We start from the raw sequence: 25,549 nt of genomic DNA on the forward strand, positions 1-25,549 counted from the left end.
CGGCCGGTGAACGGGGCAGCCCGGCCGACGGGTGACGAAAGGCGGTGCCGGTGAACCCGGTCGAGGTGGTGACCGAACGCGCCCGGGCGGCCCGCTCGGCGGTCAACCGGGTCAGCGCGGCCCCGCTGCTGGTGCGCGCCGGAATCTTCGGCGCGGCGCTGGCGGGGCTGCTGCTGGCATACCCGGCGCAGGTCCTCACCGGCCGGCCGCTGGCCGCCCTCGCGCTGGTGGCGCTGCTGCCGGCGATCGGGCCGCGTCGGATCTGGCCGACGTTCGCCGCCCTCGTCGCGGTCGGCGGCTGGCTGCTGGCCACCGAGGGATACGACCGCCCGGTCGCGCTGTGGCGGCTGCTCGCCGTGGCGGCGGCCCTCTACCTCGCCCACTCGCTGGCGGCGCTGGCGGCGCTGCTGCCGTACGACGCGGTGGTGGACCCGGAGCTGGTCGTGCGCTGGCTCACCCGGGCCGGCGGGGTGCTGCTCGCCTCGGCGGTGCTGGGGGTGCTCCTCGTCCAGGTCGCCGACGCCGGGCCCGACCGGGGGCACCTCGGCGTGACGGTCGCCGGGTTGCTGGTGGCGGTGGCGGTGGCCGCGTTGCTGGGGTGGCTGCTGCGTCGCAAATGACGGAACGGGAATGCACGTTGTGCAGGTCACAGGTGTTGTGCTCCGTCACAAAGGGGGGTCTCGAAAGGGGTTAGCGGAGCCGGCCGGGGAAAGATGGTAGGCGTGAATCCGAAGCGGATCCTTGTCGTCGGTGCCGGGCACGTCGGTCTCTACGCCGCCCTTCGCCTGTCGAAGAAGCTTTCCTCGCGTGAGGCGGAGGTCGTCGTCGTCGACCCGCAGCCGCACATGACGTACCAGCCGTTCCTTCCGGAGGCGGCGGCCGGCAACATCTCCCCCCGGCACTCCGTGGTGCCGCTGCGGCGGGAGTTGCGGCGGTGCAAGGTGGTGGCCGGCACGGTCACCCGGATCGAGCACGACCGCAAGGTCGCCACCGTGCAGCCGATCAGCGGCCCGACCCGGGAGATCCCCTACGACCACGTCGTGGTGGCCCCCGGCTCGGTCTCCCGCACGCTGCCGATCCCCGGCCTGCACGAGCACGGCATCGGCTTCAAGACCATCGGCGAGGCCATCTACCTGCGCAACCACGTGCTGGACCGGCTCGACGTGGCGGCGGCCACGCAGGACGCGCAGGTGCGCCGCAGCGCCCTGACGTTCACCTTCGTCGGCGGCGGGTACGCGGGCATCGAGGCGCTGGCCGAGATGGAGGACATGGCCCGCGACGCGCTGCGCTACTACCCGGAGCTGGAGCCGGAGGACATGCGCTGGGTGCTCGTCGAGGCGACCCAGCGGGTGCTGCCCGAGGTCGACCGGGACATGGGCGCGTACACGGTGCAGCAGCTGCTCAAGCGGAACATGGACATCCGGCTGGACACCCGCCTGGAGTCCTGCGTCGACGGGGTGGTGAAGCTCTCCGACGGCGACAGCTTCCGCTCCGACACGATCGTCTGGACGGCCGGCGTCAAGCCGTCGCCGATGCTGGACGCCACCGACTTCCCGCGCGACGAGCGCCGCCGCGTCACCTGCCTGCCGACCCTCCAGGTCGTCGACGGCGACCGGCTGGTCGAGGGCGCGTGGAGCGCCGGCGACTGCGCGGCGGTGCCGGACCTGACCAAGGAGCCGGGCAACTTCTGCTCGCCCAGCGCCCAGCACGCGGTGCGCCAGGCCGCCCGGATGGCCGACAACATCGCCAACGTGATCCGTGGCCGTCAGCCGGTGGACTACAAGCACAAGCACGCGGGCAGCGTGGCCAGCCTCGGCCTGCACAAGGGCGTGGCCCAGGTCTACGGCATCAAGATGACCGGCTGGCCGGCGTGGTTCATGCACCGGACGTACCACATGTCCCGGATCCCGTCGTTCAACCGCAAGGTCCGGGTCGTGGTCGACTGGTCGCTGGCGTTCTTCCTCAAGCGTGAGGTGGTCGCGCTCGGCCAGCTGCACGACCCGCGCGAGGAGTTCGCCGAGGCGTCCCAGCCTCGGTAAGGAAGGGCCCCCTGTTAACGCTTTCGGTATAGCAGGGGCCCCTTCTTAACACCTGGGCGGGCTTAACACCTGGGCGGGCGCGGGCTCAGACCCGCCAGATCCAGGCGTCGGCGACCCGCTCGGCCGGCCCGTAGAGCTGGTCCAGGGTCGCCCGCAGGTCGTCGGCGTGGCGGGTGCCGTCGGCCACCGCGAAGCAGGACGCGCCCCAGCGGTCGGCGTCCCGGGCGGCCTGCCGCCGCTCCCGGTCGCCGATCGCCGGCCGGCCGCCCCGCTTCGCCACCTCGCTGAGCAGGTACGACGTGGGGCGCTTCCAGGTGCCCATGGCGGCCGTGCCGCCCCTGCCGTACGGGGCGATGAAGAAGCCCTCGGGCAGGCCGAACGCGGCGTCGGCGGCCGTGGCCCAGCGCATCGGCCACGGCTCCTTCGGCGTGGGCAGCGGCACCGGCACCAGCACCCCGCCGGGGCGGACGCACTCCCGCCAGTGGCCGGCCGAGATGAACTCCGGCAGCGCCGGCCGCTCGGCCGTGGGCAGGGGGGCCGGCAGGACCGGCAGCAGCGCGAGCCCGACCGCCGCCGGGACCAGCCGCCGGGCCCGGCCGGTGCCGCGCAGCGCCCGGTCCACGGCCAGCACCAGCAGGGTGCCGGCCAGCGGCAGCACCGCCAGGGCGAACCGCATCGGCAGCGCCCCGTCCACCACTGGCAGGCCCGCCAGCAGGGCGTACGGGCCGGGGATGCTGGTCCGGTCACCGCGGACGACCACGTCCGGGCCGAGCGACAGGGCGGCCATGACCAGCGCCCCGGCCGCGCAGGCGAGCACCAGCGGGCGGCGGCCCAGCCAGACCGCGCAGCCGAGGGTGACCACGAGCAGGGGCCAGCCGAGGAAGGTGTTGTATTCGGCGGGGCCGGTGGTGAGCCGGGCCGCCTCGTCGCTGCCGGCCGCCGACAGCGGGGAGAGCGTCCACCAGCTGACCAGGTCGGCCGAGAAGTAGTGCGGACTGAACATGCCGTCGGCGACGCCCTGCGGGCCGGCGAACTGGAACCACAGCGGGTATCCCAGCACGAGCAGGGCCAGCCCGGCGGCGACCAGCATCCCCCCGGCGAAGCCGGGCAGTGCCCGGCGCAGCAGCGCCCGGTCGGCCAGCGCGTACGCGACGGCCATCACCAGCAGCGTCAGCGCGCAGAGGAAGAGCACCTCCTCGCCGACGAACACCTGGACGCTGACCACGACGGCGAGGCCGACGGCGGAGGTGAGCATGCGGCGGCGGTCGGGGCCGACCCGCGCCGGGCCGCCGCCGGAGGCTTCGTCCGAGCCCTTGCCGCCGCCGAGGCGGCCCGCGCGGCCCCGCGGGTCGGCCGCGCGCAGCAGCCGGACCACCAGCCAGACGATCACCGGCACCAGCCACTGGGCGGTCATGTGCAGGTGGCTGTTGGTCTGCGAGACGATGCCCGGCCCGAAGCCGCACAGCCCGGCCCCGAGCGCGGCGGCGAGCCGTTGTGCCCCGAGGACGCGGGTGAAGAGCAGGTACCAGGCGAGGGCGGTGCCGGCGAGGTTGAGCCCGGCGAGCAGGGCGAAGGTGACCGGGGCGCCGAACAGCAGGGTGACCGGGGCGAAGGCCACCCCGAGCGCGATGACCGTGGTGTTGGCCATCAGGTTGACCCCGTCCGGGGCGTTGAGCCGGTCGGTGAGCAGCCCGAAGTCGCCGAGCAGGGCGCGCGAGTCGACGGCCAGGAACCACTCGTACAGCGTCTGGTCCTCGGGGTTGAGCGCCAGCACCCGGCCGGACGGGTCGGGCCAGAGCCCGTGGGTGACCCAGCCCGCCAGGGCCGTGAACAGCAGCCCGACGAGCAGGTCGGCCCGGTGCCGGGCGACGGCGGCCCGCAGCCGGACCCACCGGCCTGCGGCCCGGGCCGGTACGTCGGAACGGACTGCCTGCTCGGGGGCGGCGTCGGGGGCCGTGGGGGCTGCGCTGCTCACGGGTCGACCCTAGTGCGGGAGTGCCGGCGGGGTACGCCGGGTCGTGGCGGACCCGCTACGGTGACACTGCACCGGCGCGTGGGCGACGCGCGGGGCCGCCCAGCCCGGGTGGTGGAACGGCAGACACGGCCGCCTTAAAAGCGGCTGCCGCAAGGCGTGCGGGTTCGACCCCCGCCCCGGGCACGCGCAGCACGGTGACCGCGCCGGTGAATGCGACCGTCGGTGGCGGCGAGGGCGTCACCTGCGGGTCTCTCAGCTTCTTCACAGCTCCTGCGCCGGTCGGTGATCTCCACGGCGTCGAGCGGGGCGTCTACCCTGGAAGGGCACGTTCACGTGCGACGACCCCCTGAGGGAGGCCTGACAGTGAAGACTTCGAACCCGGTGCTCGCCCGACTCGGCCAGGCGGCCGAGCGGGAACGGGCCACCGGGTACGCCCCGACCGGGCCCTACGGGCAGCCCGGCTATCCGCAGCAGTACCCGGGCGCGACGGGCTACCCGGCCGCGCCGCCCACCGTGACGCCGATGTCGATCGACGACGTGGTGGTCAAGACCGTCGTGTTGCTGGGCATCCTCGGCGCGTCCGCCGCGGCGGCCTGGGTGCTCGTTCCGGACGCGCTGCTCGGCGTGGCCTGGATCGGCGCGGCGGTCGTGGGCCTGGTCCTCGGCCTGATCATCTCGTTCTCCCGGATGGCGAACCCGGCGCTGGTCATCGCGTACGCCGTCGTCGAGGGCGTCTTCGTCGGCATGGTGAGCAAGGCGTTCAACTCGCTCTACGACGGCATCGTGCTCCAGGCCGTGGTGGCCAGCTTCGGCGTGTTCTTCCTGATGACGATGCTCTACAAGGCGCGGGTCATCCGGGCCACCCCGAAGTTCGTCCGGGGCATGGTCGCGGCGATGGTCGGCCTGTTCGCGGTCATGTTGATCAACCTGGTGCTGGCGCTGTTCGGCGTCAACACCGGCCTGCGCGACAGCAGCCCGCTGGCCATCGGCTTCAGCCTGGTCTGCATCGTGGTCGCCTCGCTGAGCTTCGTGCTCAGCTTCGCGGAGGTCGAGGAGGGCGTCCGGATGGGGCTGCCCCAGCGCTACTCCTGGACGGCGGCGTTCGGCATCCTGGTCAGCCTGGTCTGGCTCTACATCGAGATCCTGCGCCTGCTGAGCTACTTCCAGGGCGACGACTGACCCTCGTCGCTCGACGGCGCCCGCCCCGCGATCTCGCGGCGGCGGGCGCCGTCGTGTTCCGGCCCGGCCGACCCGCCCCGGGCGTCCGCCGGCCGCCGCCGACTGCGCCAGGCATGCGGCGACCGCAGGGGGTACGTCGGCCCGGCGTCCGTAGACTCGGCGCGGTGAGCGCAGCGGAACTGGGCCGGGCGGTGGAGCTGCTGGTCCGTCAGGTCGGGCACTGGCAGCAGCCGCGCTGGGCGGCCTCGGCCGGCGGCGGCAACGTGCCCCGGGCCGATCTGGTGCACCGGCTGGTGCAGGAGATCGCGAACCTCGCCGCCGACGCCGAGGGGCAGCCCCGCCGGGCGGTGCCCCGGCTCGACAACGACCTCGCCCTGCCCGACCAGCTCCGGGTGGTCGCCGCCGACCTGCTGGCGGCGGCCCCGCCGGACGCGGTGCTGCACCGGGCCGCCGCCGAGGTGACGGCGACCCGGTCCGCGCTCTGACCCCCCGCGTTCCCGGTCACCCGCGCTTTAAGGCCCGCGTTCCCGGCCACCCGCGCGGCCAGCGCGAGCGCCGGGAGGCGCCGCGCAGCTCAGCTCAGGCGTTCGAGGACCATGGCCATGCCCTGGCCGCCGCCGACGCACATCGTCTCGAGACCGATGCTCTTGTCGTGCCACTGGAGCGCGTTGAGCAGCGTGCCGGTGATCCGGGCGCCGGTCATGCCGAACGGGTGGCCGACGGCGATCGCCCCGCCCATCACGTTCAGCTTCTCCTCGTCGATGCCGAGCTGCCGGTAGGAGGGGATGACCTGGGCGGCGAACGCCTCGTTGATCTCGACCAGGTCGACGTCGTCGATGGTCATCCCGGCGCGTCGCAGGGCCTGCTTCGACGCCTCCACCGGCCCGAGGCCCATGATCTCGGGGGAGAGGGCGGTGACGCCGGTGGAGACGATCCGCGCCAGCGGGGTGAGGCCGAGGTCCCGGGCCCGCTGGGCGCTCATGATCACCACAGCGGCGGCCCCGTCGTTGAGCGGGCAGCAGTTGCCGGCGGTGATCCGGCCGTCGGGGCGGAACACCGGCTTGAGCCCGGCGACGCCCTCCAGGGTCACCCCGGGACGGGGGCCGTCGTCGGTGTCGACGACGGTGCCGTCGGGCGTGGTGACCGGGGTGATCTCCCGGGCCCAGAAGCCGTCGGCGATCGCCTTCTCGGCCAGGTTCTGGCTGCGTACGCCGAACGCGTCCATGTCGGCGCGGCTCACGTCGTACGCCTGGGCCAGGTTCTCGGCGGTCTGCCCCATGGTCAGGTAGATGTCGGGCAGCTCCCCGGTGGAGCGGGGGTCGGTCCAGACCTCCGCGCCGCCCTCGGCCCGCCGCGCCGAGCGCTCCCGGGCGGCGGCGAAGCGCGGGTTCTCCCAGCCGCCGCCGACCAGCGCCTGTGCCTCCGGCGGGAGCGCGTCGGAGTTGCCGCGCGCGTACCGGGAGACGGTCTCCACCCCGGCGGAGACGAACACGTCGCCCTCGCCGGCCCGGATCGCGTGCATCGCCATCCGGGTGGTCTGCAGCGACGAGGCGCAGTAGCGGGTGAGCGTGGCGCCGGGCAGGCCGTCGAGGCCCAGCAGGGTGGCGACCACGCGGGCCATGTTGAAGCCCTGCTCGCCGCCGGGCAGGCCGCACCCGAGGTAGAGGTCGTCGATCTCGGTGGGATCGAGCTGGGGGACCTTGTCCAGGGCGGCCCGGACGATGGTGGCGGCGAGGTCGTCGGGGCGGACGTCGCGCAGGGAACCCTTGTGCGCCCGACCGATGGGGGAGCGGGCGGTGGCGACGATGACGGCGTCGCGGGACGACTCAGTCGGCATGAACCAACGTTAACTTGGCGGTAACCTACCGGGAAGCGGAGCGACCAGCGGGAAATGTCACCCCGGCCCGCCGCGCACCGGGGCCGGCCCGATCACTGGCGGGAGGCGACGTTCGCGGCGGCGGCGACGGCCGGGAGCAGGGCGTGCGCCCAGATCCGGTACCCGTCGGCGGACGGGTGGAAGCCGTCGTGGCAGAGCGTGCCGGCGTCGGCCCGGAACACCGGACCGGTCTCCGTGCCCAGGTCGACCACCGTGCCGCCCGCGTCGAGCGCGGCGGCCGTCTGCGCGCGGGCGATCCGCCGGCCGGACCAGCCGACCAGCTGCCGCAGCGGCGGCGCGATCGCGCGGGCCGCGCCGAGATCCGGGCAGGTGCCGACGACCACCTCGACCTGCGCCTCGCGCAGCCGCCGCACGGCCGACCCGAGGTAGGCCCCGGCCTCGGCCGGGCTGCGCAGCGCGGTCGCGTCGTTGGCGCCGATCAGGACCACCGCCACGTCGGGGCGCGGGCCGAGCAGCGCCCGGGCCACCTGGGTGGCCAGGTCGGTGGAGCGGGAGCCGGACACCCCGACGCTGGACAGGTGCACCCGCCGGCCGGCCGGCCCCTCGGCGAGCAGGTTGGCCAGTTGGCCGCCGACGGTGTCGCCGAGCCGGGCCACCCCGACCCCCAGCGCGGACGAGTCGCCGAGCAGGACCAGCCGCAGCGGCGGCGCGCCAGCCCGGCCGATCGTGGCGCGCAGGGCCAGGCCCAGCTCGGGCTGCGCGTACGGGCGGTTGCGGGCCAGGAACGCCTCGCCGGCCAGGACGGCCGCGCCGCCGATCGTCCCGGCGACCAGGGACACCGCCGCCGCCCGGCCCAGCCGGACGGCGAGCTCCGCGCCGAGCCCCCGGTCACCACCACCGCGCCTGCCGCCCTGCTCGGTCATGGCCGTCCTTCCAGTGTGGGTGAGTCGGCGGTCGGGCCGGCCTGCGGCACCGCGCCGACGCCGAAGAAGGCCCGCCGACGCAGCTGCGCCCACCGCCCGCCCGGCCCGCGGTCGCGGCCCCGGACCTGGGTGGCGCTGACCTCCGTGCCGGCGTGCCGGGCCGCCTCCTGGGCCGCCTCCGGCAGCGACCGGACACCCTCGCCGCGGGCGAGCCCGGTGCGGCGCTCCTGCACCCCGCCGAGCGCGGAGAGCACCGTCGGCAGCAGCGCGGCGGCGGCCACCGCATACCCCTCTGCGGAGGGATGGAACCGGTCCCAGGCGAACATCCGGGTCGGCTCGGCGACGAAGCGGGGGCCGAGCAGGTCGCCGAGGGAGACCGTCCAGCCGCCCGCCTCGACCACCGCCACCGTCTGGGCGGCGGCGAGCTGCCGGCTCCACCGCCGGGCCAGCCAGCGCAGCGGCGGCTGGATCGGCTGGATCGCCCCGAGGTCGGGGCAGGTGCCGACCACCACCTCGCAGCCGACCCCGCGCAGCGCGCGGACCGCGTCGACCAGGTAGCGCACCGCCAGGGCCGGCGGGGTGCGGTTGGTGACGTCGTTGCCGCCGATCAGGATCACCGCGACGTCGGGCGACACCTCCAGCGCGGCCTCCACCTGCGGCTTCAGGCCGGAGGAGATGGCGCCCACCACGGCGAACCGGTGCAGCCGGACCGGCCGGTGCAGCCGGCGGGACAGCCCGGTGGCCAGCAGCGAGCCGGGCGTCTCCCGGCGGCGGTGCACGCCGTAGCCGGCGGCGGAGGAGTCGCCGAGGACGACCATGGTCAGCGGTGGGCCGGGGAGCTTCGCGCCGTAGACGCCGTCGCAGCGGGGCGGGGGCGCCTCGGCCATCGGGATGGTGCGGCGGGCCTGCCGGGCCTGGCCGAGCAGGACGCCCGTCGTCGCCGCGGCGGCCGCCGCGGTGGCGCCCGTGCCGATCGCCGCGACGCGGGCCACCCGCCGCGCACGCTGCCAGCGTGGGCCGAGCTGCCAGCGCGGAGCGGACTGCTCGCGCGGACCGGCCGGTGCGACGGAACCAGCGACCCCAGCGACCCCCATGCACCGACATTATCGCGCCGGTACGACACGCCGCTGTCGTCGTACTGCCCGGTTTCTGGCTGGGAGGCGACTGTTGCGGGTACCCCTTGCGGGGACACGGCACGCTGTGGAGTCGGAAGGGGCGTGGAGATGGGGAAGACACTGAAGCGCGGCGCGGCGTTCGCGGCGCTGGCCCGGGCACTGACCGCCGGGGCGCGGGGCGGCCCGTCGCTGGGGGCCCGGCTGGCGGCGCTGCCCCGGATGATCCGGGCCACCACCCGCGGCGAGTACGACGGCGGCCTCCGGCTGGCCCTGATGACCGCGGCGACGGCGTACATCGTCTCGCCGATCGACCTGCTCCCGGAGATCCCGCTGGCGGTCTTCGGCCTGGCCGACGACGCGGTGATGGTGACCTGGCTGGCCGGCGCGGTGCTCGCGGAGACCGAGCGGTTCCTGGAGTGGGAGGTCCGCCGGGCCTCCGTCATCCCGGGGCATGTGGTGCCCTGACGGGACGTACCCTGGGCGTCGAATCAACGTCTGCCCGGCCGCCGTCGCCGGCGCCGCAACGAAGGGCACAACGAGGTGCACTACTACGACAACGTCGTCGAGATGATCGGCAACACCCCGCTGGTGCGGCTGCGCAACGTGACCGAGGGCATCCGGGCCACCGTGTTGGCGAAGGTGGAATACCTCAACCCGGGCGGCTCGGTGAAGGACCGCATCGCGCTGCGCATGGTCGAGGACGCCGAGGCCGCCGGCATCCTCGGGCCCGGCGGCACGATCGTCGAGCCGACCAGCGGCAACACCGGCGTCGGCCTGGCCCTGGTGGCGCAGCTCAAGGGCTACCGGTGCGTGTTCGTCTGCCCCGACAAGGTCAGCCAGGACAAGCAGGACGTGCTGCGGGCGTACGGGGCGGAGGTGGTGGTCTGCCCGACCGCCGTCGCGCCGGAGGATCCGCGCTCCTACTACAACGTCTCCGACCGGCTGGCCCGCGAGATCCCGGGCGCGTGGAAGCCCGACCAGTACAGCAACCCGGCCAACCCGCGTTCGCACTACGAGACCACCGGCCCCGAGCTGTGGAAGCAGACCGGCGGCCAGCTCACCCACTTCGTCGCCGGGGTCGGCACGGGCGGCACCATCTCCGGCATCGGTCGCTACCTGAAGGAGGCCTCCGACGGCCGGGTGAAGATCGTCGGGGCGGATCCGGAGGGCTCCGTCTACTCCGGCGGCACCGGCCGGCCCTACCTCGTGGAGGGCGTCGGCGAGGACTTCTGGCCCACCACGTACGACCGGGACATCGCCGACCAGATCGTGGAGGTCTCCGACAAGGCGTCGTTCGAGATGACCCGGCGGCTGGCCCGCGAGGAGGGGCTGCTGGTCGGCGGCTCCTGCGGGATGGCCGTGGTCGCCGCCCTGGAGGTGGCGCGCGAGGCCGGCCCGGACGACGTGATCGTGGTGCTGCTGCCCGACAGCGGCAAGGGCTACCTGTCGAAGATCTTCAACGACGCGTGGATGGCCCGGTACGGTTTCCTCGACAACTCCGGCACCGAGCCGACCGTCGCCGATGCGCTCGCCGGCAAGCCCGGCGGGCTGCCCGAGCTGGTGCACGTGCACCCGACCGAGACGGTCCGCGACGCCATCGACTACATGCGCGAGTACGGCGTCTCCCAGCTCCCGGTGCTCAAGGCCGAGCCGCCCGTGGTCACCGGTGAGGTGGCCGGTTCGGTAGCCGAGAAGGACCTGCTCGACGCCCTGTTCACCGGCCAGGCGCACCTGCACGACACCATCGAGCGGCACACCGCCGACCCGCTGCCGATGATCGGCGGCGGTCAGCCGGTGAGCGAGGCGGTGGCCCTGCTGGAGAAGTCCGACGCGGCGCTGGTGCTGGTCGACGGCAAGCCCAAGGGTGTGCTCACCCGGCAGGACCTGCTGGCCCACCTCGGCGCCCGCTGAAGCTGTAAGGAAGGGCACCTTATTAACGCTTTCGGTAGAGGAAGGGCCCCTTCTTAACGCCGGCCTTGGCAGCGGCAGCCGCCGGTCACGCGCGACGCCTCGGCTGAGCCGAAGTCCGCGTGACCGGTGGGCTGGGCGGGGCCGGTGCCCTCGCGGCGTGGTTCAGCCACCGCAGTCCCGCCGGCCGGACATAGATCGAGCGACGGTCCACGGCATCTCCTCTGGAGTCCATCTGGTAGCCGTCGAGCCAGAGCCAGCCGTGGTAGGTGTGCCAGTCGTCGTGAACGCGGATGACGCGGAAGAAGATGGGTCGGACGAACTGGACGCTGGCGGCGCGGGTGACGTGCAGAAGGTCGCCTGGCATCGGCCTTCTGGGCGGCGCGGCCTCAGACATCACCGCTGCGCTGTTCGCCCTGCGCGGGCAGGACCATCTCGAGCCACCCCAGGTGCCGCAGCTCCATGCCCGGGTCGGGTGGCAGGCCGCGCCGCTGGCGCTCCTCGACCCCCAGGCGGTACCAATCCCCCATGTACGCCACGAGCAGTTCGCCCCGGCCGGCGAACTCCACGAGGGTCGACAGTTGCTGCTCGAAGCACGGCCACGGCTCGCCGCAGACGAAGCACGGGCCGCCCGCGTACCTCGGCGGGTGTGCGGCCATCACCGCTCCCGCGCCTCGGGCCCCGGGCGGGCCGTCGGGCGTCAATGATGGCCTGTACCCGGACCATCACGACGCGCTCGCGCCACGGCGTTCCGTCGGGGCGCAACTCCAGTCCTTCGAGCCGCACCCACCGCGACGCCAGGAAGTTCGCGTACCGAGGAACGTAGGTGACCTGCAACGACAGCACCGTCTGCCCGATGCAGTAGTCGCACGGTTGGAGGGTGAGCACGTCGCCGGCGGTGACCAGCGGGTTCACTCTCGACGCCTGTCCCCGTTCAGGGCTCACTCCCTCTCCTCCTCGTGGCGTAGGCGGGGGTCGCCAGCTCGCGGAAGGACCGGGCGACCCCCGGCGCAGAACTCGCCTCCGCCTCCGGGCCGAAAGCGAATCCGCGTGGTGACAGTCTGGTGATGGCGTCGTTACTCTCGATACGTGCTCGCTCGGTCCGCGCAGGTCAGCGGCCTGACCGGGCGGGCGTGCGGGACACGCCGACGAGGACGAGCCGAAACTGGGGGATGGGTGGGCACTGCCACGAACTACGTGCTCGGGGAGCTGCGACTGTTCCGAGCGTCGCTCGGGACCAGCCAGGAAGAGTTCGGCCGGGCCATCGGTTACTCCGGCTCGCATGTCAGCTCCGTCGAGACGGGGGGACGCCCGCCGACGAAGGAGTACATGAAGGCGGTCGACGACCACTACCAGCTCGGTGACCGCTTCGGCCGGATGCTCCGCGAACTGGCCAAACTGGACGCCGAGCCGGTCTGGCTGCGCGAATGGATCGAGTTCGAGCGCGAGGCGACCACGCTGCGGTGGTTCGAGCTGTCGTACCTCCCGGGCCTGCTCCAAACCGAGCGGTACGCGCGGGCGACGCTCGCGGGCGGGCGGTTCACCGCCGACGAGGTGGAGCGGATCGTCGCGTCCAGGCTCAACCGGCAGGAGATTCTGGAGCGCGAGCGCCCGCCGCAGTTCATCGCCGTGGTGGACGAGAGCGTGCTGCGCCGACCCGTGCTCGATCAGCCGGGGCTCATGGCGGAACAGCTCGACCACCTTGCCGAACAGTCGACGCGGGAACACGTCCAGGTGCACGTCGTGCCCGTCGATGCCGGCATGTACCTGGGGCTGGCCGGCCAGTTCATCATCGCCGAGCTGCCCGACGGCGCGCGGGTGGCGCACGCGGACAACCAGCTCAACGCGCAGATCGTCGATGCGCCCGCCGACGTTGCTAGGCTCGCGAAGACGTGGGAGATCGTGCGGAACGAGGCGCTTTCCCGCCGGCAGTCCATCGAACTGATCAAGGAGGTGGCCAAGTCATGGAGTCGATGACGACCCCGCGGTGGCGGAAGTCGACCAGGTCCGGCGGCAACGGCGGGTCCTGCGTCGAGGTCGCGGACAACATGCCGGGCGTCGTGCTGGTGCGCGACACCAAGGACCGCGACGGCGGCACCCTCCGCTTCACCCCCGGCACCTGGCAGTCCTTCGTCGACCTGGCGAAGAAGAGCAGCCCGCTGGGCTGATTCCCCCGAACGCCGCCGAAGGTCCCCAGCGTGAAGCTGGGGACCTTCTCCGTTCGGGGAGGACGGCCGCCGCGGCGACCCCTCAGCCGAACTGCCAGCCGATCAGGTTCCACTGCCAGCAGAACCAGGCCAGGGCCCCGACCCCGGCCAGCAGCACCCCCTGGTGGACGCGTGCCGCGACGGATGCCTCACGCCAGCCGGTGATCGCGGTGCCGGCGGCACCGAGCCCCAACGCGAACACCACGATCGGTACGACGAGCAGGGCGCGCAGGCCCACAGGCACGCCGGGCAAAAACGTGCTGGTACTGCCGGACAGGGCGATTGCCAGCCCGGCCAGGAACCCGAGCCCCAGCACCATCGCCAGGGCCGCCAACCCGCGCGACAGCCGCCACGAACGTGCGCCGTCGGCACGGCCACGTACCCGGCGTACCACCGAGGCACCTGGCACCACCAGCGCACTGAGCGCCACGACCACGAATCCGGCAAGCACCGCGAGGTTGACCGGCAACGTCTGCGCGCCACTGATCCGCTCGAACGCGGCCCCGTCGGTCATCACGTACCGGCCCCCGTCCACGACCACCAGACGGTCGTCGCCGGCCCGGTAGGAACCGTCACCCTGGGGCGTCCACGTCTTTTCTCTGAACCGGAGCGCTCCGGCGTCGGTCACCGTCAAACGCGCCGGATCGAGCAATGTGAGCAGTTTCTCGACGCCGGTGACGTTACGCCGGGCCGGGGCGTAGAAGCCCGCCTGCGGCACCACGGCGCGCTGCGACCCGGACACCGCTGGCGGCGATCCGGGCGCGAACCGGTCGAGGAACCCGTGAACGACCTCGTTCAGCGCGCCGGCCCCCTCCAGCGAGTTGACCGACAGGAAGAGCCCCAGCCGGCAGTCCGGCACCAGCACCAGCACGCTTTCAAACCCCTCCCAGTCGCCGCCGTGCATGAGCACCCGATGCCCGTTGAGCACCCGGTCCATGAAGCCGTGCGCGTACCCACCGACCCGGGGATCCGCGGGAAACGACCGGGTCCGCATGAGCGCGGCCGTCTGCGGCTTCAGGATGCCTTCGCCCCGGCCGAGCTGCGCGATCATGAACTTCGCCAGGTCCGATGCCGTCGCGCTGACCGAGCCGTCCGGCGTGAGCTGGTCGAACATGAACGGTACCGGCGCGCCACCCTCGCCGTAGCTCTTCGCGAGGTCGGGGGCCAGCGCCGCGGGCAACGGCTCGGACGCGGTGCTGTGCGTCATGCCCAGCGGCGTCAGCAGATGCCGCTGCACGTAGGCGTCCCACGGCTCACCGCTGACCTGCGTCACGAGATAACCGGCCAGTGCCGCCCCGTAGTTCGAATACGCCGGCACCACTGCGGGCGGCCGGATCCGCGCCGGGACGTTCTTCGCCAGGTACTCGCCCAGCGGCACGACGCCGTCGGCGGTGCGGGCGCCGGTGCCGATGAGGCGATCCTCGAAACCCGCGGTGTGGTCGATCAGGTCACGCAGCCGGATCGGCTGCGGGTAGGTCTGCGGGATCTGGAACGTGGTGAGGTACGAGTTCACGTCCGCGTCCAGGTCCAGTCGACCGGCTTCGACCTGCTGCATCACCGCCGTCGCCGTGAACAACTTCGTGATCGACGCGATACGTACGAGGGTCCGCTCCGGATCCATCCCGGTGCCGGCAGCCACGTCGGCGTGACCGAAGCCGTGGGCGTATGCGACGTCTGTACCGGAGACCACCGACACGACCGCTCCCGGCGTCCCCGTCCTACGCAACTGTTCCGGCATCACGGACTCGAAGTACGCGGAGGCCGCGCTCGTGGTCGGTGCGGCACAACGGGGCGGGGCTGCGTACGCGGGGGCGGCCCATACCACGCCCGCCACGCCCGCAACCAATGCCCCCAACACGCCCGCCACCAACCCCAGCCCCACCACGCCCGCCGCCAGCGCCTGCACCGTGCCGGCACCGCCCTGCGGTCTTCGCCGGGCCGGCTGTTGCCGCCGGGGGAGTGTTCCGCCAGGCGCGGACGGTGGGGTCGAGTCGCTTCGAAGACGCACAGGTCCTCCTTCTCCGGGGGCAGGGCGCAGCCAGTGTCGCGGTCGGCCCGAGCCGGGCGCATCGCCGCGCGGTCGAGGCCGGACCGCGATCAAAGTCGGAGTACGGCCTAGACCTGAGGGGCAGGTGACGCGGGGCGCGGCATGCCTATGCTGCGACCCATGCGGCTGACGTCCTGGCGAACGACACGATCCTGGTTCGGCCGCCAGCGGGTGGGTGACGCGCTGATCGTGGCCGCCTGCCTGGTCCTCACCACGCTGGCGGTCACGACGCCGTGGTCGCCGCTTCCCTTGCCTGTCGTCGGGGCCGCGGGCACGCTGGCCGCACTCGCCACGTGGTGGCGCCGGAGCCACCCGTACGCCGTCGTGGTGATCGCAGCGCTGGGTTACGCGCTGTCGGGCAACGAGGGGCCGCTGCTGGTCGGACTGTTCGCCGCCGGGCTCTACGCATCCCGCCGCCACGTCTGGTGGCTGGTGGTGGTCGGCTGGGCCGGGGCGAGCGGCCTGAACTCGGTGAAGGCCGGGCGTCTGGACTGGTGGGACGCCGAGTTCGCCGCCGTCGTGGCCGCCGCGACCGTCGGGCTCGGCGTCCACCTGGGCACCCGCCGGGCACTGCGGGAGGCGTGGCGCGAGCGGGCCGAGCGGGCCGACGCCGACTTGGCGGTACGCGAGGAACGTGCCCGTATCGTGGAGCGCAACCGCATCGCCAGGGAGATGCACGACGTGCTGGCGCACAAGGTTTCGCTGATCGCCCTGCACGCCGGGGCGCTGGAACTGACCGTGGACGGTGGCGTCGAACGCGTCCGGGAAGGCGCCGGGCTGATCCGGGTGACCGCCCGCGAGGCGCTCGTCGAGCTGCGTAGCGTGCTCGGTGTTCTGCGGGCCGACGCGCAGCCGTACGCGGACCTGAACTCCGTGGTCGCCGACGCCCGGTCGGCCGGGCAGCGCGTGGTGGTGCGCGACAGTGCGGGGCCGTTGCCGGCGCCGGCGGCGCGGGTGGTGCAGCGGGTCGTGCAGGAGGGGTTGACGAACGCGCGGAAGCACGCGCCCGGTGCGGAGGTGACCGTGACCGTCGTACGGTCGGTCGACGCGGTGACGGTGACCGTGGCCAACCCGGTGAGCGAGGCGGCGCTGGACCTGCCGGGTTCCGGGGCGGGGTTGGTGGGGTTGGCGGAACGCGTGCGACTGGCCGGTGGAACGCTGACGGCCGGCCCGGCCGGGACCGGGTGGCGGCTGTGGGCGCAGATGCCGGTCGTGATGTCCGCCGGGGATTTCGGGGTGCTTCCGGCGGGAGAGCCGCAGGACGTGGAAGCCCGATGATCTCGGTCCTGCTCGTCGACGACGAGGCGCTGGTGCGTGCGGGTCTGCGGCTGATTCTGGAGACCGCGGACGACCTAACCGTCGTCGGCGACGCGCAAGACGGACGCGCCGCGCTGGACGCGGTGACCCGGCTCCGTCCGGATGTCGTCCTGATGGACGTCCGCATGCCTGGGATGGACGGTGTCGCCGCGACGGCGGCGCTCCAGACCCGGACGAACCCGCCGCCGGTGATCATGCTGACCACGTTCGACACCGACGACGACGTGTTCCGGGCCCTGGAGGCCGGTGCCTGCGGTTTCCTGCTGAAGGACACACCGCCGACCGAACTGCTGCGCGCGGTACGCCTGGCCGCGACGGGAGACGGAATGTTGTCACCCAGCGTCACCCGGCAGGTCATCGCACGGATCACCGCGGACGACCGCACCCGCCGCCGGCGCGAGGCCCTGGCCCGGCTGGGCGGCCTCACCGGACGAGAACGCGAGGTCCTGGTCGAGATCGGACGGGGGGCGACCAACGCGCAGATCGCGAGGTGCCTGCGGATGAGCGAGGCGACCGTGAAGAGCCACGTCACCCACCTCTTCGAGAAGCTCGCGGCCGGCAACCGGGTCCAACTGGCGATCACCGCGTTCCGCGCGGGGCTGGTCGACTGAAGGCCCTTGCCGACACGGTGAAGAACACTTCCGCGAAGTAGCCCGGCCGCGGCCAACCCGCCACCGGCGGCCCGGGCGAGCAGGTCCCGGGCGCGCGCCGACCACAGCCGGGCACCCATCCGGTCGAAGATCGCCAGCGCCCGGTCGAGGTGCTCCCGGGCCGCTGCGGGCTCGCCCCGGGCCAGGAACAGGGTGCCGAGGCTGGTCCGGGTGTACGCCTCCCAGCGCAGGTCGGCGTGCGCGACAAACCCCGCCAGGGCGGCTGCCAGCTCCGCCTGCGCCTCGTCCAGCCGGCCGGACCCGGTGAGCGCGTCGCCCAGCGTGCGCTTCCGGGTTGATCGTCGGGCCGACCGGCGGGGCGACCATTCACAGCCCGGCCACAAGCGGGCCACAGAGGGCGCCGGCCGGGCGTGTCTAGCGTCGGGACCAGCCGACGAACACCGCCCCCGGGAGGAACCCATGCGCCACGACCTCGACCACCACGAAGGGCAGCGGGTCAGCCGCCGCCGGCTGATCGCCGGGATCGGCTCGGTCGGGCTGGCCGGCCTGCTGGCGGCCTGCGGCCGGGACGGCGGCACGGTCACCACGTCCACCGGCGAGACCGTCTCCCCGCAGGCCACCGCCAGCACGTCGACCGACCTGACCGCGCTGTTCGGCGAGGCCAACACGTGCACACTGACCGCGAGCACCACCCAGGGCCCGTACTACTTCGACGCCGACAAGATCCGCAGCGACATCCGGGAGGACCGGGAGGGCACCCGGCTGCGGGTGGCGGTCCGGGTGCAGGACAGCGAGCAGTGCGGGCCCCTGGCCAACGCCGTCGTGGAAATCTGGCACTGCGACGCCGAGGGGCTCTACTCGGGCGCGGAGGCGCAGTCGTCCGGCGCGGGCGGCGCGCCGGGCGGGGCCTCGGGCGGGGGCACCCCGCCGAGCGGCACCGGGGCCCCGGGCGGCACCCCGCCCAGCGGCGGGCCGGGCGGTGGCACCCCGCCGAGCGGCGCGCCCGGCGGCGGTGCGGCACCGGGCGGCGGCTCGGAGGGGTCGGCGGCCGACCTCACGCCCACCGACGACAAGCGCTATCTGCGCGGGGCCCAGGTCACCAACTCCGACGGGATCGTCGAGTTCACCACCATCTGGCCGGGCTGGTACCGGGGCCGCACCACGCACATCCACGCCATGGTGCACGTCGACAACAACCGGGTGCTGACCACCCAGATGATGTTCGACGAGGCCCTCAACACCAAGGTGTACGCCGCGGCGCCGTACTCGGCGCACACCGGGCGGGACACCTTCAACGACAACGACACGATCTACGCCGACAGCATGCTGATGAAGGTCGTCGAGGACGGCGACGGCTACCTCGGCGTGCTCAACTTCTCGGTCGACTCGGACCAGGACGGCGCGTGAGCCCGCCCCGCCCCGCCCCCGCCGGGGGCGGGGTAAGAAGGGGACCCTTCTCTACCGTATGCGTTAACAGGGGGCCCTTCCTTACACAGCACGCGCGTAGCGGAGCTGGCGGGTGAGGGCCGTGCCGATCCGGTCCTCCCGGCGTTCGCCGGTGGGCCGCCAGCCGCCCCGCTCGTAGAAGCGCCGGGCCGGCGCGTTGCCCTCCAGCACCCACAGCGCCGCCCGCGTCCGGCCCCGGTCGCGCATGGTGGCCAGCGCGTCGTCCATCAGCGCCCGGCCCGTGCCCCGGCCCCGCTCGCCGGGGTCGAGGTGGATGGCGTTGAGCAGCCCCGTCGCCGGGTCGCCCGCGTCGTCCGGGCCGACGTAGCTGAAGCCGACCAGCCGGCCGTCGCGCTCGGCGACGGTCATCAGGTGGTCGTCACGCTCCCAGGTCCACCGCTCCACCCAGTACCACCCCATCGCCTCCTCCGTCGGGTCGGCGAGGGCCTCTGCCGGCAGGAACGACGAGTACGCCGCCACCCGGGAGCGCTGGTGCAGCGCCCCCACGGCGCGCAGGTCGTCGCCGGTGGCGTGGCGGAGGGTGATCGTCACCCGGCCGAGGGTACCCGCCGGGGCGGCACCGGGACGGTCGTCAGGTCCTCGGCGACGACCAGCTCACCGGCGAAGTGCTCCCGGGCCTCGTCGGCGAAGCGCCGGACGTCGCCGTAGCGCTGGGAGAAGTGGGTGAGCACCAGCGTGCGTACCCCCGACTCGGCCGCCACCCGCGCGGCCTGGCCCGCCGTGAGGTGCCCGACCTCGGCGGCGAGCGCGGCCTCGCTCGCCAGGAACGTCGACTCGATGACCAGCAGGTCGGCGTGCTCGGCGAGGGCGTACACGTTGTCGCAGAGCCCGGTGTCCATCACGAACGCGAACCGCTGCCCGGGGCGGGTCACGCTCACCTCGTCGCGGGTGACGCGCCGCCCGCCGACGTCGAGGTGGCCGACGCGCCGCAGCTCGCCGACGGCCGGCCCGGCGATCCCGTACGCGGCCAGCCGCTGCGGCAGCATCCGGCAGCCGTCCGGCTCGACGAGGCGGTAGCCGTACGTCTCGATGGGGTGCCGCAGCCGGCGGGCCTCCAGGGTGCCGCCGCCGCGCAGGGCGATCCGCTGCCCGTCGGCGCTGATCGGCTCGACGGCCAGCTCGGCGGTCTCGTGGAAGGAGCTGGCGTGCCGCAGCCGGGCGAAGTAGTCGGCCCCGCCGGCCGGGAAGTGCACCGCCACCGGGCGGGGGACCCGGTCCAGGGAGAGCCGCTGGATGGTGCCGGGCAGGCCGAGGCAGTGGTCGCCGTGGAAGTGGGTGACGCAGATCCGGGTCAGGTCGGTGGCGGTGACGCCGGTGTGCAGGAGCTGCCGCTGGCTGCCCTCACCCGGGTCGAGGAGGATCACCTCGTCGTCCCAGCGCAGCACGTACCCGTTGTGGTTGCGCGCCCGGGTCGGGGTCTGGCTGGCCGTCCCGAGCACCACCAGTTCACGCATGGACACGGCGTTCTCCCCGGCGGATACATGAAGCGACCCCCGGGGCTTCCGTGCTCGCGCACGGGCCGGCTGGACTTGGCCGGCACCCCGGGGGTCGGGTGGCTGTCGTGGTTTCGCCGCACCGCTGCCACACGGTCTCGACGATCGTGCACCCGCCTCGCGGCGGGCAGGTTCTCACTGTCGAGGACAGCGGCTAGCGGACAGCCACCTCACGAGTCCGATTGCTATACAAGTCTGGACCACCTCCTTTCCCGTGTACCGCCACGCTATCCACTTCCCGGGGGCGTCGGCAACGGATTTCGACCAGCGGCTCAGGCGCGGTCGGCCGGCGTGGCCGGGGCGGACCCGACGAGCGCTGCCGGAGCGGCCCTCACGGCGCTGCCGGAGCGGTCAGTCGGCGATGCCGATCGGGCCCTCGCGCGGCCCCTCCTCGCTGGCCGGCTGCACCGCCAGCGACGGGAAGTCGGCCAGGTCGCCCTCCGGCTCGGCGTCCCACTCGGGGAACACCAGCTCGCTCTGGAGGTAGAGGCAGAGCAGCTGGGTGAGGTGACCCAGCCCGTCGAGGTGGGTGCGCTCGTGGCCGTGGGTGGCGTCCACCCCGAAGCCGAGCAGCGCCACCCGGGCGTGCGCGCCCGCCTCCACCGCCGCCGCCACGTCGGAGCGGTAGAACTCGAAGACGTCGCGGACCAGGTCCACCCCGTGCTCGCGGGCGATCGCGGCGAGGTTGCGGGTCAGGTGGTAGTCGAACGGCCCCACCCCGTCGCCCATGGCCAGGGTGGCCGCGTTCTCCCGGGACTGCTGCCCGGGGGCGACCACCGCGGCGTCCACGGAGACGATCTCGGCGACGTCCGGGTCGAGGCCGTGGCTCGCCCCGTGGCCGATCTCCTCGGTGACCGTCACCAGCAGGTGCGCGGTCACCGCCGGGGTGACGCCCGCGTCGACCATCGCCTTGAACGCGGTCAGCACCGCCGCCACCCCGGCCTTGTCGTCCAGGTGCCGGGACTTGACGTACCCGCTCGGGGTGATCGTCGGATTCGGCAGGAACGCCACGAAGTCCCCGACGTCGATGCCGAGCGCCCGCAGCCCGGCCTCGTCGGCCACGGGCTCGTCGACCCGCACCTCGACCTGCTCCCAGCCGACCCCCTGGAGGTCGACGGCCTCGTTGTAGCGGTGCCCGCTGGCCTTCAGCGGCAGCACCTGGCCGCTGATCACCCGGTCCAGGTCGTCGGTGAAGATCCGCACGTGCGCGCCCTCGGCGAACCGGGCGCTGTGCGTGCCGACCTGCATCAGCTCCAGCCGGCCGTTCTCCTTGAGCCGCTTCACCATGCCGCCGATGGTGTCGGTGTGCACCACGATCGCCCGGTCCGCCCCGGTCTCCCGGGGCCCCGGCAGGCAGGCGCTGAGCGCGCCGCGCCGGGTCAGCGTGGAGGAGATCCCGAGCGCGGAGAGGCGCTCGCCCACGTACTGCTGCACGTGGTCGGTGCGCCCCGACGGGCTCGGGATCTCCAGCAGCTCCACCAGCACCTGGCGGAGGTAGTCCAGGTCGATCTTCAGGGGGACGGGTTTGCGTGCGGTCATGCCTGAGAGCTTGCCGCACCCGCCGGGGTCCAGAGGCGTTGCGGTGCCCGCGTGCCGGGGAAGAGGAGGTCGACGAAGCGCTCGGCGGTCGGCTGCGGCTCGTGGTTGGCCAGGCCCGGCCGCTCGTTCGCCTCGATGAACACGTGCTCCGGGCCGTCCGGGGCGCTGACCAGCAGGTCCAGCCCGGTCACCGGGATGTCCAGCGCCCGGCTGGCCGCCACGCACGCCTCGGCGATCGCCGGGTGCAGCTCGCCCGTCACGTCGTGGATCGTCCCGCCGGTGTGCAGGTTCGCGGTGCGGCGCACGGCCAGCACCGTGCCCTCGGGCAGCACGTCGCTCAGCTCGTAGCCGGCCTCGGCGACGACCTCCCGGGTCATGTCGTCGACGGGGATGCGCGACTCGCCCCCGGTGGCGGCGGCCCGGCGGCGGCTCTGCCGCTCGATCAGCTCGGCGACGTCGTGCACCCCGTCGCCGGTGACCTGGGCGGGCCGCCGGACGGCGGCGGCCACCACCTCGTGGTCGATGACGATCACCCGCAGGTCCTCGCCGTCGCGCATCTGCTCGATCAGCACGTCCGGGCAGAAGCCGCGGGCCAGGGCCACGGCGGCGGTCAGCGCCTCCGGCGTGCGTACGCCGACGGTGATGCCGTTGCCCTGCTCGCCGCGCGCCGGCTTCACCACCACCCGGCCCACCTCGGCCAGGAACGCGACGTCGGCGTCGTCGCCGGTCGCGGTGCGCCCGGCCGGCACCGACAGGCCCGCCTCGGTGAGGATGCGCCGGGTGACCCGCTTGTCGTCGCAGCGGCTCATCGCCACCGCCGAGGTCAGCTCGGACAGCGACTCGCGGGTGACGATCGTCCGGCCGCCGTTGCTCAGCCGCAGCTCGCCCCACTCCGGGTCGGTGACCTCCACCCGGATGCCCCGACGCATCGCCTCGTCGGCGACGATCTTCGCGTACGGGTTGAGCCGGTCGTACCCCTTCGGGGCGGCCGGCAGGAACAGCCGCTCGTTGATCGGGTTCTTCCGCTTCACGCAGAGCGTCGCGGTGCGGTAGAAGCCGAGCCGCTCGTACAGCCGGATCGCCCCGGTGTTCTCGGCCAGCACCGACAGGTCGACGAACGCCCGGCCGCGCGCGGTGAGCCGGGCCGCCAGCTCGGTCAGCAGCGCCTGGCCGGTGCCGGGCGGCGCGGTGTTGAAGTCGACGGTGAGGCACCACAGGCTCGCCCCGTTGTCCGGGTCGGCGAAGACCGCGACGTGGTCGACTCCGGTGATCGTGCCGACCACGTCCCCGGTGGCGTCCTCGGCGACCAGGTGCAGGAACCGTTCGGTGCGGGCGTTGTCGACCAGCACGTCGACCGGGGCGGTGACCATGCCGTTGCGGGCGTAGATCCGGTTCACCGCGTCCGCGTCGTCGGCGTCGCGCAGCGTCCGGATCCGCAGGCCGGGCAGCCCGTCGCGGTCGTCGGCGGCGGCCGGGGCCGCGGGCAGCCGCAGCCGGTACGTCAGCGACGGGTCGATGAACAGCTCGTCGGGCAGCCGGGACACCAGCACGTGCGGGTCGCGCAGGTAGATGCAGATGTCCCGCGCCCCGGCCGCCTCCGAGCGCAGCACCGCCGCCACGGCGGCCTGCTCGCTGAACGTCTGGCCGAACACCAGCCGCCCCCAGCCGCAGTCGAGCACCACGCCGCCGCCGGTCGGCTGTTCCCCCTCGGCCTGCCCGTCCGGGTCGTCCGGCGGGGCCGGGGCGGGTGCCACCGGGTCGCCGCCCGGCCCCACCCGCTCGCGGCGGCGGCCCAGCACCCGTTCCCGGTCGGTGCGCGCCGTCCCGGTCGCCAGGGTGTCGCTCACGGTCAGTCGATTCCGTGGCTCTGGAGCCACATTTCCAGGAGTCCCAGCTGCCACAGCTTGTTTCCGTTCAACGGGGTGAGTTCGGCGTTCGGGTCGGCCAGCAGCGCGTCGACGTACTCGGTGCGGAACAGGTTGCGGTGGCGGGCGGCGGGCGCGTGCAGCGCGTCGCGTACCCGGTCGAGGAGCTTGCCCTCCAGGTGGGTGAGGCCCGGCACGGGGAAGTAGCCCTTCGGCCGGTCGATGACCTCGTGTGGCAGGACCCGGCGGCCGATCTCCTTCAGCACGCCCTTGCCGCCCTGGGCCAGCTTCAGCTCCGGCGGGCAGGTCGCGGCCAGCTCCACGAACTCGTGGTCGAGGAACGGCACCCGGGCCTCCAGCCCGTGCGCCATGGTCATGTTGTCGACCCGCTTCACCGGGTCGTCGGTCAGCATGATCTGGGTGTCGATCCGCAGGCCCGCGTCGACGGCGGTCTGCGCGCCGGGCCGGGCCAGGTGGGCGGCCACGAACTCGCGGGCCGGGTCGCCGTCGGCCAGCCACGCCGGGTCCAGCACCCGGGCCAGCCCGGCCGCGTCCCGGTCGAGGAACGCCTTCGCGTACGTCTCGACGGCCCGCTCCCGGTCGACGCCGGCCAGCGGCGGGTACCAGTGGTAGCCGCCCAGGATCTCGTCCGCTCCCTGACCGGACTGGACCACCTTGACGTGCCGCGACACCTCCTGGCTGAGCAGCCAGAACGCCACGCAGTCGTGGCTGACCATCGGCTCGCTCATCGCCGCCACGGCCGCCTCCAGCGGGGGCAGCAGGTCCCGGGCGGCCACCCGGATCTGGTGGTGGTCGGTGTCGAACGTCTTCGCCACGATGTCGGAGTAGACGAACTCGTCGCCGGAGCGGCCGCCGACGGCGTCGAAGCCGATGGAGAAGGTGGCCAGGCCGCGCTGCCCCTGCTCGGCGAGCAGGGCGACGACCAGGCTGGAGTCCAGCCCGCCGGAGAGCAGCACGCCGACCGGCACGTCGGCGACCATCCGGCGGCGCACCGCCGTGGTCAGCGACTCCAGCAGGGCGTCCTCCCAGTCGCGGGCGGACCAGCCGGCCCGCTCGTCGCGCCGGGTGAACGCCGGGTCCCAGTAGACCCGCTCGTGGGTGGAGCCGTCGGCCTCGTAGACCCGGACGGTGGCCGGGGGCAGCTTGGCGACCCCGCGCAGGATGGTGCGCGGCGGCGGCACGATGCTGTGGAAGCTCAGGTAGTGGGCCAGCGCCACCGGGTCGATGGCGGTGTCGACGCCGCCGCCGGCCAGCAGCGCGGGCAGGGTGCTGGCGAAGCGCACCACGCCCGGGGACTCGGCCACGTACAGCGGCTTGATGCCGAGCCGGTCGCGGGCCAGCACGAGGCGGCCGGTGTCCCGCTCGCTGATCGCCACGGCGAACATCCCGACCAGGTGGTCGACGAAGTCGAGCCCCCACTCGGCGTACGCCTTGACGACCACCTCGCTGTCGCCGGAGGAGAAGAAGCGGTGCCCCCTGGCCTGCAACTCCTCGCGCAGCTCGCGGTAGTTGTAGACGCAGCCGTTGAAGACGCCGGTCAGCCCCGACGCCGGGTCGACCAGCGGCTGCCCGCTCGCCGCCGACAGGTCGATGATCTTGAGGCGGCGGTGGCCGAGGGCGACCGCCCCCTGGGACCACACGCCGCTGTCGTCGGGGCCCCGGTCGCTCATCGTGGCCGCCATGCGTTCCACCGCCGCGACGTCGGCCCGCGAGCCGTCACGGCGGAACTCCCCAGCCAGTCCGCACATGCCAGACAATGCTGCCAGAGGTGAGCCCCGCTCGCCTGTTGAGATGATGTCGTCGGCGTTACGTGCTTGCTAAGATGCGCGCCGTCGCGTCCCGGTGGGCCGCAGCCCGCCGGCACCGCCGCCCGGTCCCACCGCCGCCCCGCGTGGCTGCCCGCCCAGCCTGCCCGGCCGGTTGTGAGAAACCCCGCATCGGTGCGACGCCGCCGGGCCCACGGCCGACCGCGTCCGACCGGACGGTCGCGCCGCGCCCGCCGCCGG

23 protein-coding genes, 1 tRNA gene and 1 pseudogene are annotated in these 25,549 nt (G+C 73.7%); 12 read left to right on the forward strand and 13 right to left on the reverse strand.

Annotated features, from left to right (window positions below):
- Nucleotides 1-50 precede the first annotated feature (50 nt).
- Both LPA42_RS17415 and LPA42_RS17420 read left to right on the forward strand, forming a co-directional pair.
- Nucleotides 51-620, forward strand: coding sequence for a hypothetical protein (locus LPA42_RS17415; RefSeq protein ID WP_077936227.1), 570 nt, complete (start codon nt 51-53; stop codon nt 618-620).
- Between the two features lie 102 nt (nt 621-722).
- Nucleotides 723-2,039: an NAD(P)/FAD-dependent oxidoreductase gene (locus tag LPA42_RS17420; protein ID WP_077936186.1), complete on the forward strand. Its 1,317-nt coding sequence runs from the start codon at nt 723-725 to the stop codon at nt 2,037-2,039.
- An 85-nt stretch (nt 2,040-2,124) separates the two neighbouring features.
- Here the strand turns inward: LPA42_RS17420 and LPA42_RS17425 are convergent, their stop codons facing one another.
- The gene (locus LPA42_RS17425) at nt 2,125-4,014 is read right to left on the reverse strand and encodes a hypothetical protein (protein WP_077936187.1); all 1,890 of its coding nucleotides are present in this window, start codon (nt 4,012-4,014) and stop codon (nt 2,125-2,127) included.
- A 102-nt stretch (nt 4,015-4,116) separates the two neighbouring features.
- Between LPA42_RS17425 and LPA42_RS17430 the strand changes: the two genes are divergently transcribed.
- The 3 genes from LPA42_RS17430 to LPA42_RS17440 all read left to right on the forward strand — a co-directional run bounded on the left by LPA42_RS17430 (nt 4,117) and on the right by LPA42_RS17440 (nt 5,678).
- Nucleotides 4,117-4,197 (forward strand) — tRNA-Leu (locus tag LPA42_RS17430).
- A 180-nt stretch (nt 4,198-4,377) separates the two neighbouring features.
- A complete protein-coding gene (locus LPA42_RS17435) occupies nt 4,378-5,193 on the forward strand; it encodes a Bax inhibitor-1/YccA family protein (RefSeq protein WP_077936188.1) in 816 nt (271 codons plus the stop codon).
- A gap of 191 nt (nt 5,194-5,384) precedes the next feature.
- Nucleotides 5,385-5,678 carry a hypothetical protein gene (locus tag LPA42_RS17440; protein ID WP_228986699.1) on the forward strand — a complete coding sequence of 98 codons (294 nt, stop codon included), beginning with the start codon at nt 5,385-5,387 and terminating at the stop codon, nt 5,676-5,678.
- 89 nt (nt 5,679-5,767) lie between these two features.
- Here LPA42_RS17440 and LPA42_RS17445 read toward each other — a convergent pair whose 3' ends face one another.
- The 3 genes from LPA42_RS17445 to LPA42_RS17455 form a co-directional block, all read right to left on the reverse strand.
- Complete coding sequence (locus LPA42_RS17445; RefSeq protein ID WP_077936190.1) at nt 5,768-7,030, reverse strand: acetyl-CoA C-acetyltransferase; 1,263 nt, start codon at nt 7,028-7,030, stop codon at nt 5,768-5,770.
- Nucleotides 7,031-7,122: 92 nt separating this feature from the next.
- The gene (locus LPA42_RS17450) at nt 7,123-7,953 is read right to left on the reverse strand and encodes an SGNH/GDSL hydrolase family protein (RefSeq protein WP_077936191.1); all 831 of its coding nucleotides are present in this window, start codon (nt 7,951-7,953) and stop codon (nt 7,123-7,125) included.
- Nucleotides 7,950-9,047, reverse strand: a complete 1,098-nt coding sequence (locus LPA42_RS17455; protein ID WP_228986684.1) for an SGNH/GDSL hydrolase family protein — start codon at nt 9,045-9,047, stop codon at nt 7,950-7,952. The genes LPA42_RS17450 and LPA42_RS17455 overlap by 4 nt, the downstream gene beginning before the upstream one ends.
- Before the next feature lie 129 nt (nt 9,048-9,176).
- Here LPA42_RS17455 and LPA42_RS17460 point away from each other — a divergent pair, with 129 nt between their 5' ends.
- Nucleotides 9,177-9,533: a YkvA family protein gene (locus LPA42_RS17460; RefSeq protein ID WP_043963969.1), complete on the forward strand. Its 357-nt coding sequence runs from the start codon at nt 9,177-9,179 to the stop codon at nt 9,531-9,533.
- 75 nt (nt 9,534-9,608) lie between these two features.
- The gene (locus LPA42_RS17465; RefSeq protein WP_077936193.1) at nt 9,609-10,979 is read left to right on the forward strand and encodes a cystathionine beta-synthase; all 1,371 of its coding nucleotides are present in this window, start codon (nt 9,609-9,611) and stop codon (nt 10,977-10,979) included.
- Nucleotides 10,980-11,064: 85 nt separating this feature from the next.
- Here LPA42_RS17465 and LPA42_RS17470 read toward each other — a convergent pair whose 3' ends face one another.
- Entirely contained in the window at nt 11,065-11,343 is a 279-nt protein-coding gene (locus tag LPA42_RS17470) for a hypothetical protein (RefSeq protein WP_077936194.1), read from the reverse strand.
- A 22-nt stretch (nt 11,344-11,365) separates the two neighbouring features.
- A complete protein-coding gene (locus LPA42_RS17475; RefSeq protein ID WP_144082540.1) occupies nt 11,366-11,635 on the reverse strand; it encodes a hypothetical protein in 270 nt (89 codons plus the stop codon).
- A gap of 517 nt (nt 11,636-12,152) precedes the next feature.
- Between LPA42_RS17475 and LPA42_RS17480 the strand changes: the two genes are divergently transcribed.
- Complete coding sequence (locus tag LPA42_RS17480; RefSeq protein ID WP_043961944.1) at nt 12,153-12,953, forward strand: helix-turn-helix transcriptional regulator; 801 nt, start codon at nt 12,153-12,155, stop codon at nt 12,951-12,953.
- A complete protein-coding gene (locus LPA42_RS17485) occupies nt 12,950-13,144 on the forward strand; it encodes a DUF397 domain-containing protein (protein WP_043963970.1) in 195 nt (64 codons plus the stop codon). The genes LPA42_RS17480 and LPA42_RS17485 overlap by 4 nt, the downstream gene beginning before the upstream one ends.
- An 82-nt stretch (nt 13,145-13,226) precedes the next feature.
- On the opposite strand, the gene LPA42_RS17490 is transcribed toward LPA42_RS17485, so the two are convergent.
- The gene (locus LPA42_RS17490; RefSeq protein ID WP_144082541.1) at nt 13,227-15,089 is read right to left on the reverse strand and encodes a serine hydrolase; all 1,863 of its coding nucleotides are present in this window, start codon (nt 15,087-15,089) and stop codon (nt 13,227-13,229) included.
- A gap of 261 nt (nt 15,090-15,350) precedes the next feature.
- Here LPA42_RS17490 and LPA42_RS17495 point away from each other — a divergent pair, with 261 nt between their 5' ends.
- A complete protein-coding gene (locus tag LPA42_RS17495; RefSeq protein WP_158229378.1) occupies nt 15,351-16,508 on the forward strand; it encodes a sensor histidine kinase in 1,158 nt (385 codons plus the stop codon).
- Nucleotides 16,505-17,158 (forward strand): response regulator transcription factor, encoded by a 654-nt coding sequence (locus tag LPA42_RS17500; RefSeq protein ID WP_077936198.1) that lies wholly within the window; start codon nt 16,505-16,507, stop codon nt 17,156-17,158. The genes LPA42_RS17495 and LPA42_RS17500 overlap by 4 nt, the downstream gene beginning before the upstream one ends.
- Nucleotides 17,159-17,295: 137 nt before the next feature.
- On the opposite strand, the pseudogene LPA42_RS34740 reads toward LPA42_RS17500, so the two are convergent.
- Nucleotides 17,296-17,619 (reverse strand): annotated as a pseudogene (locus LPA42_RS34740) (hypothetical protein); the annotation flags it as partial.
- Between LPA42_RS34740 and LPA42_RS17505 the strand changes: the two are divergent.
- A complete protein-coding gene (locus tag LPA42_RS17505) occupies nt 17,618-18,565 on the forward strand; it encodes a protocatechuate dioxygenase (RefSeq protein ID WP_077936199.1) in 948 nt (315 codons plus the stop codon). The pseudogene LPA42_RS34740 and the gene LPA42_RS17505 overlap by 2 nt on opposite strands.
- Nucleotides 18,566-18,646: 81 nt before the next feature.
- On the opposite strand, the gene LPA42_RS17510 is transcribed toward LPA42_RS17505, so the two are convergent.
- The 5 genes from LPA42_RS17510 to LPA42_RS17530 form a co-directional block, all read right to left on the reverse strand.
- Nucleotides 18,647-19,156 (reverse strand): GNAT family N-acetyltransferase, encoded by a 510-nt coding sequence (locus LPA42_RS17510; RefSeq protein WP_077936200.1) that lies wholly within the window; start codon nt 19,154-19,156, stop codon nt 18,647-18,649.
- A complete protein-coding gene (locus LPA42_RS17515) occupies nt 19,153-20,085 on the reverse strand; it encodes a ribonuclease Z (RefSeq protein WP_077936201.1) in 933 nt (310 codons plus the stop codon). The genes LPA42_RS17510 and LPA42_RS17515 overlap by 4 nt, the downstream gene beginning before the upstream one ends.
- A gap of 384 nt (nt 20,086-20,469) precedes the next feature.
- The gene (locus tag LPA42_RS17520) at nt 20,470-21,657 is read right to left on the reverse strand and encodes an osmoprotectant NAGGN system M42 family peptidase (RefSeq protein ID WP_077936202.1); all 1,188 of its coding nucleotides are present in this window, start codon (nt 21,655-21,657) and stop codon (nt 20,470-20,472) included.
- Entirely contained in the window at nt 21,654-23,504 is a 1,851-nt protein-coding gene (gene ngg / locus LPA42_RS17525) for an N-acetylglutaminylglutamine synthetase (protein ID WP_077936203.1), read from the reverse strand. The genes LPA42_RS17520 and ngg overlap by 4 nt, the downstream gene beginning before the upstream one ends.
- A gap of 2 nt (nt 23,505-23,506) precedes the next feature.
- The gene (locus LPA42_RS17530; RefSeq protein ID WP_077936204.1) at nt 23,507-25,291 is read right to left on the reverse strand and encodes an N-acetylglutaminylglutamine amidotransferase; all 1,785 of its coding nucleotides are present in this window, start codon (nt 25,289-25,291) and stop codon (nt 23,507-23,509) included.
- Nucleotides 25,292-25,549 lie beyond the last annotated feature (258 nt).

Source organism: Micromonospora sp. DH13 (genome assembly GCF_020873825.1).
In the GTDB taxonomy this organism is placed as follows: Bacteria; Actinomycetota; Actinomycetes; order Mycobacteriales; family Micromonosporaceae; genus Micromonospora; species Micromonospora haikouensis.